This window comes from Ruegeria atlantica (assembly GCF_947495585.1).
In the GTDB taxonomy this organism is placed as follows: Bacteria; Pseudomonadota; Alphaproteobacteria; order Rhodobacterales; family Rhodobacteraceae; genus Ruegeria; species Ruegeria atlantica_G.
This window is the reverse complement of sequence record NZ_CANLZK010000017.1, coordinates 15592-31745: the sequence shown is the minus strand read 5'-3', so window position 1 is coordinate 31745 and position 16154 is coordinate 15592. Positions and strand designations below refer to the sequence as shown.

The window sequence follows — 16154 nt, the reverse complement described above, 5'->3', positions numbered from 1 at the left end:
TATGGCCGATTTTCTCAAATCATATGCGGTTGCCGAGGTTGGCAACCTGCGTCGCGACAAGGTCGGATTGCGCAATAAGCTCCAGAAAATGCGGGATCTGCGAGGCGAGGACGCTCAAGAGATATTTGATCTGGAGTATTCGATAGATATTCGTGCGGCCCACCAAGAGGCATCCGATGCCAGGGTCGAGTACCTTATGGATCTCCTGGATCAGGCCTACGGTGCTGACAAAAACCCGGCTCGAATACCGGCCTACAAGAATCCGGACGATATGCGAATACCCAGCGGCGACCGCGAGGGTGAGGTCGTTACGATGAGCGATCACATATACCTGTCGAAGTTCGCCGAAGTATTTAGCACTCAGTTTGCGTCCAAATGGAAGCATGCGAAGAGCTGGAAGGATTTTCTGCATGATAAAATCTCTTACTGAGAAAACACCGGAAGACAGAATAAGGGCCCCGAAATAGGGGCCCTTAACGTTTCTATCGCTTAGTTCTTTCAGTTTGCGGCTTCGGCCCCTCCGTACCGGCGTTGTTTTCGTTGTTATCGCCGTCATTGTCAGTACGCCCTTTGCGCATAACTCCCAATGCTTGTCCTCCCTCTTGCAAGCGGTGCTCAGAGTTACTGACAAGCAGTCCGGCGGTACGGCTTGCTTCTTCGCTTTCGCCGAGGTTCTCACCGCCCTGACCAAACCATCTTGTCACGCGATCAGGTAGTTCGTTGATCAGCTTGAACGAACGCATTGCGATCTGGAAATGCATGTAGGTCATGATGATCAGCATGGAGATCACCCCGATCAGAGTTGTGCCCTCAGACATGGCGCCACGTGCGGCTATGGCAAAAGTCATGTTCATAAACCACACGCCGGCGGAGAACACTGAGAAGCTCAAAACGAGACCGAAAATAGCGAGCGTTGGGCGCAGGAACAGATTGAAGACAATCATGTATCCTGGGCGCTGAACGGCATCAATGTAGGCCTCGCCCTCCATGCGAATATGCATGAAAGCCCATATGGGTGCGGCCACCATCGCCTCTGCCACGAGGATCAGCATCCCTAAAACGAAGAATGTCCACATGAAATACGGCACCATTGGAATGACGTATGCATGAACCATGCCAACGGCCAACAGGATGAGCCCCACCATCTGAACAAAACCCAACAGTGCGGCCAGCTTACCTCCGCTTACAGCATCAAAAATCTTCATCTTGGCACCACCAACTGCGGATCCGAAAATCCCAAGGCCAATGATAATCGTTGCCGTGGTGACAATCACCTGACCCAGGTCAACCATTTCGACCAGCGCAAAATATGGATTCGGCTCCAATTGAAGCATGAAATCGAAAAGGTCATCGGCCATTTCACTGAAGAAATGCTGGAGCTCCTCGGTGTGGTCACTCAGGCTCTCCACAAAATCACTGTCAGGAAAAACACTGGTCAGGAATCCATCGTCCGCGATGTTCGCGCGACGGAATTCAGCCGCCAATGATCTAGGATTCGCTGAAACAGTCGAGAATGCTGAGTCCTTATATTTGGACCACTGCTCGATGAGACCCCGCTCACCGGAGAAAACCTGTTCGATATCGCTATTGAGAGTTCCAGGATCAAAAGCTGTTCTCTCTATTGTGTAACCACGACCAACGTCGACCTTCTCAGTTGCGTAGATGCCGCCATCGAACTTAAGAGCAATAGTATCAATGTTATAGTTGATCTCCTGCATGCGTGCGATGATCATGTAAAGGGCGCCAGCGCTGGCCCATCCCTGGTCCTGGCTCATATCGATGAAGCCGTCGAAGCTTGGATTATCGATCAGTGAATAAATCGAGTCCGTGGCTCTGGCGCGTTCGATCTCTGCGATATCAGTGTATCTCTGATAGGCCTCAGCCAGCATCTGGATTGCAGGACCATCACGCTCATATAACGTTCTGTGAGCTGCTGCGTGATCGATGTCGGAGTCCGAAATCGCCTGAACGGATGAGTCAAACACCAGCCGTGCCACATCGGCGGTTTTAGGCACGACTTGGTTGTCCATGCTGTCGCCAATGCGCTCAACAGACGCCATGATCAAATCATAAGCCTGCCTGTGTAAGTCCAAGTCCGCCTGAATGATTTCAGAGTGGACAACGGCCATATCTTCAAAATCAGGCGTCTCATCATACAGACAAATCTGAGCACCCAGGATGGAAACTTCTTTGCCGCACGGACGAGGGTAGCCAGATCCGCTACCAGCAAGGATGTTCATCCACTTGTTGCCATCAATGGCTTTGGGGGATGTGTACCTGGATGGATCGGTAGCCAATTTGGACTCGACAGCCTTGATGTCATAGGCATCAATCTCGACCGAGCCACAGACACCAAAATCCCAATAAACAATGGGTGTCGCACCTTGGTTTACGATGAATTGCGTCCCCTTGCCGGAGGCAGGAGGACCAAAATCAGTGGTGATCCGTTTGCGGTCAGCTGACAGACCCACGTGGTGTTCCACACGGCCGGTCATGACCTCGATTGGCTTCAATGTCCCTGCGGACCCATCCAGTGTGATCATGCTGGAGAACGCCGGTGCGCGGGACTGGAAAAGTGCCTGGAAACGCCCCCACTCCTCTGGCGTTGGGTCACCCAGATCTCTGACCGCGTTGCCAGGGTTGAAAATGTCCATGGACTGGTTTGTCAACTGCATGGCTTCTGCAATGCCGGCCAAACAGACCTGACGCTCTGTCAGCGCAAAGATGGCCTCCCTGCCCTGTTCACTGTGAACCAGCTCCTCGATGGCTGCATCATAGTTTTTCCGACCACTGCCCTCGCCGTCACGCCCTTGGATGAGGGCGGCCATGTAGGTGCGATCACGGAACGTGTCTGTGTAGGCGCTCCATACGCCATCTGCCATTGCAGCACCCCAAAGCGAAATATGAAGAACAAGAATTTGAACAGCTGAGTAGCCACTGGACAAAGGAACAAGAGTGCCAACACCGGCAAACACTCGGATTGGTGCCCAGATCTCGTTCCATGCTTTCCCGAGCACCTGACCTTGTTGAGCGGTCGCAACCGTGCCGACAATGGTGTGCCAGCCAACCATCAAGCCCCCGATACCCAGAAGCATAACGTTGAACACATTGAACGCGTTTCCGAGCGGCACAGCCCATGGAGACGTCAGAAATGCAGGTTCAACGGGACCAACGGGTGCGAGAAGTTGAAGCAATTGATACCAGATTTTCTGACCATCGTTTGCTTCCTCGACAAATCTCATGAAAACGTTCTGGGCATCTTCAGATACTGAACTCTGGGCCAGTGCCATTTCTGGAGACAGGGCAAAAAGCGCCGCACCAACGCCAGCGACGACACTAAACGTCTTGTAAGAAATCGGTGGGATCCACGCGGTTGGCGTTCTCAAGAACTCCCTGATCGAACCCAGCCGGCGTGTTCGCAGCTGCCATGCATGGAAACAAGCAGCAAAGGTTTTGGGCACAACAAACAGGTGAGCGACCCACGGGAACAGAATTGTGCCTATATCGCTGCCTACAGACTGCCCAGGCAGAAAGAGTGATGCCCAGTAGGTGAGTGCTGCCAGCATGAAGAGCCAAATACACGCGTTGTTTCTGGTCACCCTGGCGATCCGGTCGATGTCGGCATCCGAGCGGCCGTACAGTTCTTGGGCTACCTTGAAGCGCTCGGCAGGATCGTCTGAGTCCGTGTCGAGCTGCTTGACCTGCTTGTCAGCACCAAACGCTTTCCTCGCAACATTGAGGGTCCTATCAAAGGCACCTCTACCAAGATCCCCAATACCCCTGACGCTCCCGGCTATGACGCCTATGCCAAAAATGTAGCCAAACTTCGATCTCTTCCAGTCTTCACGACCGAGGAGATCGTCTCTTAGAAATTCTGTCGCTTCCTGTCGAACGGTGTTTCGAGCGGGATTCTTTAATTCATCATTTTTATCTTCAGACATTCTTTTATTCCCTTAAAAATGGTCACTATTGAAATGCGCAAAAGCAGTTTCACTAAATCAAATATGCAAAACACTCGCCTAAAACGTGTTTGGGAGTTAAATTTTCGGGAAATAGTGGAGCCTGAGAGGGATTACTTCGAAATGTCTGACGTAAAGAAGTTATCGCATGATCATTTGCGATAAGCCCAAGCCCCACACTCTGGATATATCAGAAATGATTTCGAGAATATCAATATCGATGGGAGTAAATTGTCAGGCCGCTGGAGAAATTGAGGTGATTAGTCAAGAAATCACCACACAGATCACGACCTGACACCTGGAACATATTATTATTGGGTTTCTGGAAAATAAATGATCAGAATGGGATCTGCATCCAAGTTCCATCTGGTAGTTCGTGGATCTTGAGGTCATCCAGTAGCTCCTGAGGCGGGTCTGGAAGATCAGATACGTCTCCCCTGCCCTTTCTGTACTCAGACAATGAAATAACTGCTCCTGATGCCGTTATGGCCTGTTCTGGATCAGTTGGATCCCTGTAGATCTGCTCTTCACCCTGCATCGCCCGTTTATAGGACAACACCTGACCATATGTGGAATGTGTTGGTCCTACTTTTGGGACCATAGGGGGTTTGAGTGTATGTTTCTGTTTTCGATCAGCCAGACGGATAATGTTTTCAGAAGGTTTCTTGTTTTTATCATGCCAAGTGGGGCGTGATGTACCTGCTGGCGCAGGTGAAACATCCCGAAGTGCTCGAACCTCCGGTTCTGCGCGCTCATCGCCCCGCTGTTTGGGCTCATGAATTACTGGTTCAACAGGTTCCGGAGGAATGGAATCTACTTGTTTACTGTAATCTATATTAGATTCCCGCCGCTTCGCCTCGCCTTCATTGTATCTACCCGGACAAAGTACCACACTCTCAGAAGCCGCTACTTCGACTTTGCTTTCAAGGTTGTCACGGTAGCTCATTGCTAGTTTGATCCATTTCTGGATGGTGCGGGTGGACCGACGGAACTGTTCTGCAAGCTTGCGGATCGACAGGCCAGACAAGCGCGCCTCCAGCACCTCTTTAGCCTGCTTCAGGCGCTCGGATGCACGCTCCTGAAGCGACATCGGAACCGCAATTTGACCGCGCTCCTCGGCTTTGCGCTGCCTGTCACGCTCTTTGCTGATTGCAAGCGTAACCAGGACACGCAGGTTAAATGCACGCATTTCTTGATCAGAAATGCCCAGCTCCGTGATTACCCGTTCCGCGGAGTAGGAATAGGTTATCGTTTTATGACGCGGCGAGTACCGGCTCAAACCACCTGTAGCCACATGCAGTGGAACACCATCATAAACGGCTCGATCAAGTATGCGTTGCTGACGGCAACGTTCTATAGCTGTACTCATGTATTCACGGGCCTGACCCGCGGTCAGACCAAACTGAACACCTTTTGCGATAGCTTTTTCTTCCAGCACCTTGTGTGCAGGCAGTCCGCGCGTCTCATCCCTGGCAACGATGTTTGACTGGGCAGATACCCAAATCAACAGGTTGATGTCTCGGTTGGCTGACAGGCGGCCACCGGCATGGCGCCCCATGTGCAGCTTTTCCAAGTCATCAACGAGCACATGGTTGTAGGAACGCCTTCCTTTCAGATGTTTAGCACGAGGCCTGTCACGCTTTTTTTGCGCAGATTCCCTGTCAGCGTGAGCCAGCTTTCTTGCATTCTCTTCGTCATGCTCGGCGAGTTTTGCATCTCTTTTGGCCTTGCTGGCTGCCAGATATTCAACACGTTTTCTTGGGAGGATGCGGTCACAGAGCTCGTCAAAATTGTAGATATGAATGTCATCCAAGCTAGTGCCGTTTATCCACAGAGGGCGGACGATCTCGCCACTTTTGGAGTTTTCAGTGCCCCATGGCCGCAATACCCTGGAGCCATCAACAACGTTTGCGTCAGGTCTGGCGGACTCAAAGTAAGCGAGCAACTGCTTCATTACCAGATCCCAGCGGTCCCTAGCATTGCGGTTGACCCAATCGAAAACCCACGAAGTTGCGATACCACGGCCGGTGAACGTGATGTAGGTCGGTAAAGGGAAATCGTTCACTTCACAGTATGCCATAAGGTAAGCAGCGAACTGCTCTGGCGTCATCTGGTGATATTCGTCCAGCTTGTCGAAATCCTGAAAAAACGACCGGTAGGAATTTACATTGTCAGCTTCTCGACGATACGCATCGATCTGGATCAGGTTGTCAGAGGCAACGCCTTGTTCTTTTTGCCTACGACGCTCGTTGACGCGGCTCGCAATGCGCCATTCGTTCCCGAACGCGTTCTGAGAAATATAGACATCCTTGCGACCAGCAAGGTTCCCAAGCATGCCATGGGCTTCGGTGCCTACCCGCGGATCATTGAGATCTTTTATTTGCTTTGATTTTTGACACCATGTTTGCAATGCTCCTGCATCCCCGGACCATTCACGGTCGGGATCGTATGGATGAACAGCTCGCCGCCAGATCTTGTCTTCAGATTTCCACTGCTCCAGCGCGTCCGGGTTCGCCAGCGCCCATTCAGGGATCAGGCGTTCTTGAGATTGCGCGATAGCGACAAAATCCTTGGGCTGAGAACAGCCAGCGTGGAGCAGCCGGTAGTGATCAGCAGGAGTGAATCGGTAGTCGGTGGACGATATCTCACGCAGATAGCTGTCATATGCCCGGCGTAGCTCCGGATCCTGCTCAAGCTGATCCTTGGGGGCTACAATCTGATCGTGATACTGAAGTCGTTCGTCCTGTGGAAGTCTATTTACTTGTGCCACTCACGACCGGCCACTTTCTGGCCGACCGCAATTACTCTAAGAGCACGCGCACATGATGAAGGCAAAATTGCCGCAAGAATTATGGAATTGTCTGTTTTGCTCGACAGCATCTCAATACCTGTTTTCTCGTTTCCAATAAATCCTCAGCTGCCACGCCTAAGAACTATCGAAATACCCTTTTTGGGCTGTTGTCCTGTAAATAGAAACCACAATCGAATTAATCAATAACTAATTTTGACGTGCTTTAATTGTGCATTAATCTTTTATAATGGAAAAATGGTGAAACTACATCATTTTTGAAGGTTGTAGTATTGCAAATAGCGCAATACTCCGTATATAATAACTGTCAATAGGCCGCCAGCTTTGTCGGTTTAAATACTTCGCCCTGAATGACGCCTTCCTGTTTCGGAGTCACGATGGGTCTGCCACAGCAGGCGGCCTCGGACTAATAATCCGAGGTCTCCTCTATTTTGGGCCCCTGAAGTTTCAATTCAGCTTTCAGAAATGCAAATTTTTGACGCTTGTTGCGCCTGGCGCGTGAGTTGACGGCCGACGTAGAGGTCAAACGGGCTTTCAGTTTGGACTAGGATGCCAATTAGGTATGCACACCGTATTCCAACCGCGTTAGGTAGATCTCGACTTCCTGTATGCCTGCGGCCGCCGATAGCATCTCGACAGGCTTGCGGCCGGATAGACCGAAGGCCGGTCGGCTCATCCATGCTTCGGCCTCATCGCGAGATCCCAAAACCCTGGTTGCAATCTCCAGAATTCGGTCCAAACTTGGATTTTGATTGCCGCCCATGTTTTCCTATCCCTCGACAGCATTCATCAGGCGTGCCCTGAAGAGACCAACCAACCGATCATCATCTCTACCGATCAGAGATACGGGATAGCCCTGACGAGGATCCAGCGCGATCTCAGCCTCGTATCCATCTGCCAGGTCAGCATCTGTCATCATGAAAAATCGCAGCAGGTCTCGGCCGGTCATATCGTGAGGAGCCAGATCAAGGACCCTACTGATGACGGGGCGGACAACCCGTTTGTCTGCATCAAATTGGAATGCGGGGTATCGAGGCCCCTCTTCTGTTTGGACACAGAAGATCTTTCCATCTGCCTCCAGCTGGGACACAGCCTCAGAATCCACATCGAGGAGCTCAGCGACACCTTCTGGAGACAGTAGCTCACATCGCTCCAGAACTCTGGCGTCCAGTGCAGCACGGGTCTGGGCCCGGCGTTCGTGGGGAGAAATTTGGATGTTACCTGCCATTTAGAACCTAAATGCATACTATTGCTCAGCCTGATGACAACACTAAAACTGTCGAGGCCGATAAGAGCAAGTAGGATGGCAGCTAAGCGGACTTTGCGGCCATCCGCATTTTTAGTCTAAAGGCCCTCAGTAAGCCCTGAGCGGTCGCTGCTTCACTTGATCAGCTTGACGCCAAGAGGTTTTCATTTTGGGCAATGGGCTCTAGTTCATCCACTCTCTAATGACGGACTCAACCTGCTCTAGGCGATCAGAAACCAAGGCCGACTTGGCGCCTGACCACACCATTGAGTACATAGAGCCACCTTCGACATTTGACGCTACAAGTTCCGCTTCCTTGTTAGCGTCTTCCAGCCATACATCTTGCGAAGATCTTATTTTCTCTAGACAGATTCCCTCGATCTCTGAGAGGCGCTTTAAGGCAGAAGAAAGCTGCTCTTCTAGTTCTTTCAACTCCAACCCAGCGTCGTTGTTCATTTGGTTTTGAGTTCGAGGTGTGGAGTCCTGTAGCAACTCGACAATGACCCAGTCGCAGGCCTCGATAAACTGTTGCGTAGCAGCGAAGAAACTTGGAATCTCCGAAAAATCCCAGACACGTTCAGTTGGAAGCTCGTGAGCCAGCACGTTTCGGACGTCTATCATCCGCTGCAGGTTTCTCATGTTCTGTTGGTAATCTGCAATTAGCGGTGGGCGCGGCCAGTTTGCCCTGTCTTCTGTCCACCTGGGGTGTGCTACTTTTAGTTTCGCAACAAACTCTGGCTCCAATTGCGTGAGCGCTGCTACAAAATTCCGGACATTGCTAACAGAAACAGCGTGAGCAGCAAAATCGCCGATTGAAAGGCGTTGTTGGTCTACAAACACGGCAAATGCGAGATCAATTTTCGTACCCTTGGTCAGGTTCTCGGCTCTATCGAGGTGTGGCTCTCCGGAATCGACAAGCTCTCTAATTGCTTCGCGCAAAAAGACCTCAAGTATAGTTGCCAATCGCAAAGGTATGAATTCACACAGAATCGCATCTTCTTGACCACGTTCCGCAAAGTCTGATTGAAGTCGGTGCAGTTGATTCAACAATTCCAAGCCGAACCTTGGTTGATCTCCTCTGCGCTCATTCCAATCGATAATCTGCTTGTAAGTTGGCTTCTTCATCACTGCGGCCTTCGGCTTATTCGCATTGCTGATCTCATACATCTAACTTCGCATCTTATCCATTACATACGGCACCAGTATTCTCTACTTATCTGAGCTCACTTGAGGTCGTATGGGCAACATCCGATATACTGCAGGGGGGAACCTTTAGGAACTGATGGAGGTCCGCTGAGGGCTGCGAGCGGTCTAATGCACCTGCAGCAGCCAAGTTATGCAGCAATGACTGGTAAGGGCTCTGACCGCCAGTCGGTGCAAACCGCAGAGAATGACAGCAGAGAGCCCAAGATGACGGGTGCTGCAATCTTTACGAATGTCGGCTTTATTGCAATACAACCGATGTTACCAACAACAAAGCAATAGGGATCACCCCTCATGCACCTTCCCTCACCTCAAGCCGTTGTGTTCGACATGGACGGCCTGTTGCTCGATACCGAACGGGTATATTTCGAGGGCTTCCGCACCGCGCTTGCCGCTCTTGGATTGCCGCAGGATGACGATCTTTTTCGGCGGCTAGTTGGCACGAACCGTGTGCTGGGGCGTCGACTGTTGACCGAGGGGCTTTCGGGACGCGTCACACTGGAAGAATTCGATGCCGTCTGGGACGATGAAATCGCAAAACGGCTAGCAGATAGCATCCCCGTCAAACCTGGTGCACGGGCAGTTGCAGAACACCTGCGCGAACGGGGTATTCCTTACATCATCGCCACCAGCACCCAGACAGAAAAGGCGCATTTGCATCTCGACCGGGCGGGCCTCAGCGCGCTTTTTCAGGACGTAGTAGGCGGCGATCAGGTCTCGGCCAGTAAGCCTGCGCCGGATATCTACCTTTATGCCACTGCACGTCTGGGTCACGATCCCGCAACCTGCGTTGCGTTCGAAGATTCGCCCAACGGCGTCCGCGCGGCACACGCGGCAGGCCTCATTACGGTGCAGGTCCCCGATATTGTCGCCCCCGATGCCGAACTACGCGCACTCGGGCATTACATAGCCAGCGACATCATCGCCGGAGCGCGCGAGGTAGGACTAATGGTAAATCAGGGATAGGACGCGGGCATTGATGGATCGAAAGCCAACGTCAGCAGGTCGCCCTGACCTGCCATCAATGACAGCCAACGATTGCAGGCGAGGCTGTTATTCCGGGTTCGGTAGGAAGGAGGTTTTATGAAACGCGCCGTCGTTATTACAGGGCTTCCAGCAAGTGGAAAAACGACAGTCGCTCGTGAAATTTCAAAGCGTTTGGGATTTGAATTTCTCGGCAAAGACGATTTCCTTGAAGAACTGTACGAGCGTGAGGGTGTTTCCTCGTGGGATCACCGAAGTAAACTCAGCAGGCTGAGCGACGTTGCATTCCAAGAGGCGGCGAGGGCGTCGGAATCTGCTGTTCTCGTCTCACACTGGCGGCCGATACGCGGTAATGTAAATAGCGGAACACCGTCGGATTGGTTGCTGGAGGAATACGAACTATTGGTTGAAGTATGCTGCCTGTGTCCGCCAGAAGAGGCTCTCAGGCGGTTTCTATCGAGAACAAGGCATCCAGGGCATTTAGACGAGCAACGAGACACCAAAGAGCTGGCAGAGCGCTTAGCTTCATGGAGCAATTTCTTTCCACTCCGAGTGGGTAGGTTGCTGGAAGTCCAAACTGACTTTGAAGTGAACTTTGAGATATTAGTCGAAGATGTTCGAAAGGCATTGTGACCGAGTGGATAGCAGCCATTCGTTCCGCCGCAGCGAAAGGCAGCAAAGTCTCGCGTCACCGCCATCTGCGTACCACTCAGAGAATGTCCGGTTTAAGTAGTTCTCGACCTGCCGCATGAGCGAAAGACCGAGGTGTGATCAAGGTCCGGTAAGGGCTCACAGCAGACATGCGGCGATGCAGCGCGATCAAGGACCACTGATCCGGTTCTTGCGTTTGTGATCAGCTGCCCAGCGAGCGAGCATAAAATAGTCCCCGATATCAAAAACCTCTCCGCCACCGTCCGATGAGCTGGCATCACTGAGATCCAAATAGTTTGAATGAACTCGCTGTGCATGAATACGATCTCGTGCTCCGTAGAAATTCGAACGAATTCTGGATGCGCTCAGCTTAGGTCTTAGTTTAGGTTTCTTAGAGCTCTTAGTATCTGATCGTTTTGTTGCATCAGCCGCTGCTGCTGTTGTTTTACCTCCGATACCTCCTGAGTCAGTTCTTCTAAGAGGGTGCCTATCGGGTCGCCGCCGTCCGCGGCTGGTGGCGTATTCAAGAGCACGATTAAGCCCTTCAATTTCTCCAGGGCCTGGTCCGAGGACATCGCCGCTGTCTCCAAGAGATCCGCCTCCGATGCCATCAGCATAGATTTTGCTGGTCTTGAGACCGGTTTTTTCTGCGCTTTTGTTGCCTGTACTGTCATGTGATCTGCCTCCATATGATTTATGTAACAAAATGGCTTCGTGTAATTCTGCTCGGGGGAGACGAGAGAGCCGGTCGAGCGACCCGATTTCAAATCCGCCTTTCCAAACCCTGTAGATTTCAGCCTTTTTACCTGGCTGGATATCAAAACCTTGGTCCTCAATTGCTGCCAAAAATGCAGGTATACCGTCAGATGAACGAGCGAGTGACTGGAGGTCCTTTCGGATCTTCTTGATGTCGATGTCCTTCTTGTAATCGACGCCGTCCCTGGCTTCGGCCTGTTCCAGTTTTCGGTTCAGGATTTGATGTTCTTTTGAGGAAAACCCGGCTTCGGCACGATACTCCAGCCAATCCTCTCTTTTCATACCAGCTTCGACAGCAGCCTCTTCGAGGGCCAACTGGAAGCGCCCGAGATCAATCTCTGGGTGGTTTTCAGCCAAGTTCGTGTACACAGCTTTGTTCATGGCACCAGGGACGATCTCGTGTCCGAACTGCAATTCGGCTAGGCGTGAGAGCTTTTCGTTTCTCAGGGCGGTAAAGCCGTTTTTGACAACCAGTCCGGTTTGGGTGTCCACCTCGGGGATCGCGATGTGATAGTGATACTCGCTACCGGGCTTGCCATCGTCCCGAGGCTTCTTGTGTCGCACGACGCAGATCCGTCGACGAACATCGTCAGACAGATTGAATTCCTTGGCATAGTTATCAATCATCTTCCTGAGCTGCCCGATGGACAGCTCTTGTCCGGGCGACACAATCTGATGGCGGACGGAAAATGCTTTCCCCATCCACTGAGAGACAGCGCCCATCGCCATGATCTGGGCTTGAGAGCCCATGATCCATGTCACCTCCTCGTTTTCACCTGGGTTCCCGACATACGCGGCGAAATTCGCAGTATCAGTCGTCGGTATTCTGGTCGTTACCTGAATCAACTGCGTCCATCCTATCCAAAATTTCTTCTTCGAGCGCTTTGAGATCCACCAGGGAGTCCATGATGTCCACGATGTGCTGTTCGGTCATGACTCCGCCTTTCCTGGCTGAGTGTGCCAAGGCCACAGCTTGGTTGGTCAAGTTTCCAATCCGGCCCATCTCGCCAACAAACGATGCCGCCTCCATGGCTTCGGCAGATGGCCTAGTTGGTCCCCTGCCCCGCGGAGACTTTCTGCTGGCTAGGTCCTCAGGTTTCGAATGCCAATCGGGCAGCTCATCCTCCAGGAAACGTATGATCGCTTCCCTGGCAACTGATGTTCCTGAGACGTCATACCGGCTTGCCACGAGATCAAGTGCATCCCCGACTGCCGTCGAAACCCGGATGCCAAGAAGCCTTTTCAGTTTCCGTTTCTCACTCTTGCTCATGAACCCAATTCCAACAAAAAATCCTGCAATCAAAATCGGGGTCCACGGGGCAGAGCCCCTGGCCATGCTTTCGCGGTCGTCCCCGAAGGGGGCGGTTAGCGAAACTGCTGGCTCCAGATTATGGACCCATTGGGCAAATTGCAGACAGGATCCAAAAGTCAAATCTAAGAATTCCTAGGACATGCTAGAGGTCTCTAGAATCTTCGAGGATGATCTAGAAGATCTCAGGAATTTCTAAATTTTTTGCTGACCTATTAGGAAGTCCTATTGGCTCCTAGGATTTCCTGTCAGGGGCCCCCGCCCCGGCCGCCGGCACGGCCTGAAACCGGGCAAGAATCTCTTCCGCCCGGCTCCAAGGAAGTCCTGTCTCAGAATCCAGATTTACTGTTTGTCTCGGAGGAGATTTTCGAGCCTGGTCACAAAAGTAATATGATCATCCACGAGACCCATTTGATTCAAAATATTTGATCTCCGAGAGAAGGCGACATCGGGCGCAGACTCCCAAAGATCATCTTCAACGGCACGCACCCTCTTCCGCTCTGCCGCAACCAGCTCCGAGATCTGACTGAGAACATCTGGCTCTTCATCCTCACTGGAAACAGACTCATCTGATTTATTAATGAACTCACCCAAAGCTTTTTCGAGATCTTCATCATCTCCGGGCCAGGGACCGAGCTCAAAGTCATCTTTCTCAAATATACTCTCCTCAGATTTCTTCAGCCACGGCGCAGAGCGCCCCCTTAGCCGCCATCTTAATTGAGACTGCGTCACCGCACCCTCGGCATAGGCTGAAGCTCCTGGCGACAATTGCTTCAGCACGCCACCAATGGTGCCAACGGAGAGATCGGTTACGTAAAGTGAATTTTCGTACGGATCTGTGAACAAGACAGGAAAACCAAACGCCCCTTCCCAAACGTGAGCGCACCACTCAAAACAGAACTCTCCATCCAGATCCAGGTGGTTTGGCAACACACTATTGATTAGAAAAACATGGCGGACAAAATCCTTGATGCCGAGCTCGTCGAGTTTGGCCTGCACATCCTTAATGTCCTCCTGTGGACTGTCATGCTCAGCCTCTGAGGCCCAAACTTTTCCCTGTTTGAAATCGATCACTTTCACATCGTGATAGACTTGGATCACCGCCCAGCCCCTGCCTGGACACCCGACGAGGATCGCATCATTTGGCAATGCATTCTGGAAGATGATGTGTTGATCATCCAGCACGTCCTCAAGTTGGTACAGCACGCCCCTGGTGCGCTCTGGTGATCGATTTCCAATTATTGCTGGTACAATGCGTGCCATAAAGCTGCTCCTCAAAATCTTAGGAGCAGATGCGCGCCAAAAAGGCGAATACAAGCTATTTTTGATGGGTATATGTAATACCCAATCTGCACGCTCTGGCTGCTAATCAAGGGGATCATGGAAGCTCGGTTGTCCCATGCATAGAGCAGTACACATGCCTGGGACGGATGCGATTAGGCATCTAAAAGACCGGCGTAGCTCTCGATCTCCAATCCTGGCACGCCGGTCTTCATTTCAGCTATGGAAAACGCAAAATCCTGCCAATGAAACCATTCTTTAACGACAGATAAACTGAAACCCACTATAGCTAAGATAACGTTGTGTTAGATATAGGGTTTAAAGTATGGACGATCAGGTTATGGACTACGATCAGTCTGAAATATTGACTGAATACGAGAGAGCAGTAGAGGAGATCATCGACAACTTTCACCGAGCTGCCGGCCGCATGATCGACGACGATTGGATCAAGGGCATGTATGGGGACATGAGTGCCAGGAGCCGCAAAGAAGTCATCTACAAAGCCAAGAAGATCCGAGCTGCGCATCTGGCTGCTGCCGGCAAACGGGCCCGCAGAGAGCTTCTTTTCGGGTATCTACATTTCCAAAAAGAGAGGGGTGCTGATCTGACAGTCACTGTTGTCGAAAAATACGCCAAAGAAATCCTGGGCCGAGGTGTCGATAGGCGAGCTGTTTCCGAGATGTTCGGAGCGACGGGCCGAACGGCTGCCAACAAGAGCAATCACTGGCCGGGTCAGTTCGAGAAGGGGCTGGCTGCCGCACAGAAGCAAAACGAAATCCTGGTAGGCCGCATGGAGGCGATCCGCGTGCCGCTCATGAAAGCAGCCGATAAAGATTACAATGATTTCTTCAGGGGCAGACGCCATTGATCTGCTTACCCCCTATAGCTAACGCAACGATGTGTTAGATATAGGCAGAAGAAGGAATCTCCATGAATTCAATCAAATCTTAACAGGCCTGAAACCGATAAACACTCATATAATGATGACATAACATAATGTTTTTAAAGCGAAACCAGACTGCCTATATTCAGAAAGCATGACCCAATTCATCTCTGTCGCCCAATTTAATGAAACACCCGACTCCGCCCGCTGGATGGAGACCGATCTGGCTGGCCTTCAGTTTTATGATTACGACACCACCGACGAACTGATCGGTGATGTTCGCCCCGCTTTTGGTGATCGCGTACAGCTCGTGCGCCAGCCCAAAAACCGCTTCGACACCAATGCCATTCAAGTGTGGTGGAGAGACGGCCGTTTCCAGCTGGGTCACCTACCCCGCAGGTTGGCGGCCGATCTGGCACCCCTGATGGATGCGGGCATGCACATCCGTGGCTACATCTCTGAAGAAGGCGACGAGAATCCGTGGAGTGTTGAGGTAACCTTGGTTCACGAGGATCTGCCTGAACATCTCTGGAAACAGCAACTATTCCACGAGGCTAGGCTGCTCGATCTTGCCGCGGCGCGTTTCTACAGAAACCTGGATGATGACGAGCACTTTCTACAAAAACAACAGGAACGTTATGATTTCAGACGATCCCTCAAGAAAGTGAGAGAAAACCGCCGCCTGGATGCAGCTACTGCACTTGCTGAACTGTTGGTGGAGGATGCTGATCTCGATCACCCTGCCCTGCCACCGGCGCCATCCAGAACACTCCGCGGGAAAACCATCGCATGGTGGGACGAGATCCCGGAGGGTGTCGGCTTGATGACCAAAACCCAGTGGTCAGAAGCCGGCTTCAAATTGAAGCCTCGCCTCAAGGGCCCATTCGCATGGATCGAATACAGATCTGGCCGGCGGCATCGCCGATACGACCTCTACTCTTCCGATCAGGTGGTGCCTAAAAAACAGAAATCTCGGGCCCAGATTGTCAATCAGCTGGCACACAAGATAGCCTGAGGCGCTGTAACCTCAGCCCCCTTCCAAATGATGTGTTCTTGCCAGAGATGGCCGCCCC

At 51.7% G+C, this 16154-nt stretch carries 13 protein-coding genes; 5 read left to right on the top strand and 8 right to left on the bottom strand.

Translation table 11 applies throughout. The annotated features are described in order from the left end of the window. The first annotated feature begins 1 nt into the window (after position 1). Positions 2–430: a hypothetical protein gene (locus tag QMP16_RS20875; RefSeq protein WP_282153955.1), complete on the top strand. Its 429-nt coding sequence runs from the start codon at positions 2–4 to the stop codon at positions 428–430. Between the two features lie 52 nt (positions 431–482). Here the strand turns inward: QMP16_RS20875 and QMP16_RS20870 are convergent, their stop codons facing one another. The 5 genes from QMP16_RS20870 to QMP16_RS20850 form a co-directional block, all read right to left on the bottom strand. After that, positions 483–3941 (bottom strand): DotA/TraY family protein, encoded by a 3459-nt coding sequence (locus QMP16_RS20870; protein ID WP_282153954.1) that lies wholly within the window; start codon positions 3939–3941, stop codon positions 483–485. A 355-nt stretch (positions 3942–4296) separates the two neighbouring features. Then, positions 4297–6729: a hypothetical protein gene (locus tag QMP16_RS20865; protein WP_282153953.1), complete on the bottom strand. Its 2433-nt coding sequence runs from the start codon at positions 6727–6729 to the stop codon at positions 4297–4299. Positions 6730–7324: 595 nt separating this feature from the next. Next, positions 7325–7531, bottom strand: coding sequence for an antitoxin Xre/MbcA/ParS toxin-binding domain-containing protein (locus QMP16_RS20860; RefSeq protein ID WP_282153952.1), 207 nt, complete (start codon positions 7529–7531; stop codon positions 7325–7327). A gap of 6 nt (positions 7532–7537) precedes the next feature. Beyond that, positions 7538–7996 (bottom strand): hypothetical protein, encoded by a 459-nt coding sequence (locus QMP16_RS20855; protein ID WP_282153951.1) that lies wholly within the window; start codon positions 7994–7996, stop codon positions 7538–7540. Between the two features lie 201 nt (positions 7997–8197). Beyond that, on the bottom strand, positions 8198–9181 hold the full coding sequence (locus tag QMP16_RS20850) for a lysozyme inhibitor LprI family protein (RefSeq protein WP_282153950.1): 984 nt from the start codon (positions 9179–9181) through the stop codon (positions 8198–8200). A gap of 330 nt (positions 9182–9511) precedes the next feature. On the opposite strand from QMP16_RS20850, the gene QMP16_RS20845 reads away from it, so the two are divergent. Next, positions 9512–10183, top strand: coding sequence for an HAD family hydrolase (locus tag QMP16_RS20845; RefSeq protein WP_282153949.1), 672 nt, complete (start codon positions 9512–9514; stop codon positions 10181–10183). A gap of 117 nt (positions 10184–10300) precedes the next feature. Beyond that, positions 10301–10834, top strand: a complete 534-nt coding sequence (locus QMP16_RS20840) for an AAA family ATPase (RefSeq protein ID WP_282153948.1) — start codon at positions 10301–10303, stop codon at positions 10832–10834. Between the two features lie 186 nt (positions 10835–11020). Here QMP16_RS20840 and QMP16_RS20835 read toward each other — a convergent pair whose 3' ends face one another. The 3 genes from QMP16_RS20835 to QMP16_RS20825 all read right to left on the bottom strand — a co-directional run bounded on the left by QMP16_RS20835 (position 11021) and on the right by QMP16_RS20825 (position 14180). Continuing rightward, complete coding sequence (locus tag QMP16_RS20835; RefSeq protein ID WP_282153947.1) at positions 11021–12358, bottom strand: hypothetical protein; 1338 nt, start codon at positions 12356–12358, stop codon at positions 11021–11023. 61 nt (positions 12359–12419) lie between these two features. Then, complete coding sequence (locus tag QMP16_RS20830) at positions 12420–12878, bottom strand: hypothetical protein (protein ID WP_282153946.1); 459 nt, start codon at positions 12876–12878, stop codon at positions 12420–12422. 381 nt (positions 12879–13259) lie between these two features. After that, positions 13260–14180: a hypothetical protein gene (locus QMP16_RS20825; RefSeq protein WP_282153945.1), complete on the bottom strand. Its 921-nt coding sequence runs from the start codon at positions 14178–14180 to the stop codon at positions 13260–13262. Positions 14181–14523: 343 nt separating this feature from the next. Between QMP16_RS20825 and QMP16_RS20820 the strand changes: the two genes are divergently transcribed. Then, complete coding sequence (locus QMP16_RS20820; protein WP_282153944.1) at positions 14524–15066, top strand: hypothetical protein; 543 nt, start codon at positions 14524–14526, stop codon at positions 15064–15066. 169 nt (positions 15067–15235) lie between these two features. Next, positions 15236–16096 carry an HIRAN domain-containing protein gene (locus QMP16_RS20815; protein WP_282153943.1) on the top strand — a complete coding sequence of 287 codons (861 nt, stop codon included), beginning with the start codon at positions 15236–15238 and terminating at the stop codon, positions 16094–16096. Positions 16097–16154 lie beyond the last annotated feature (58 nt).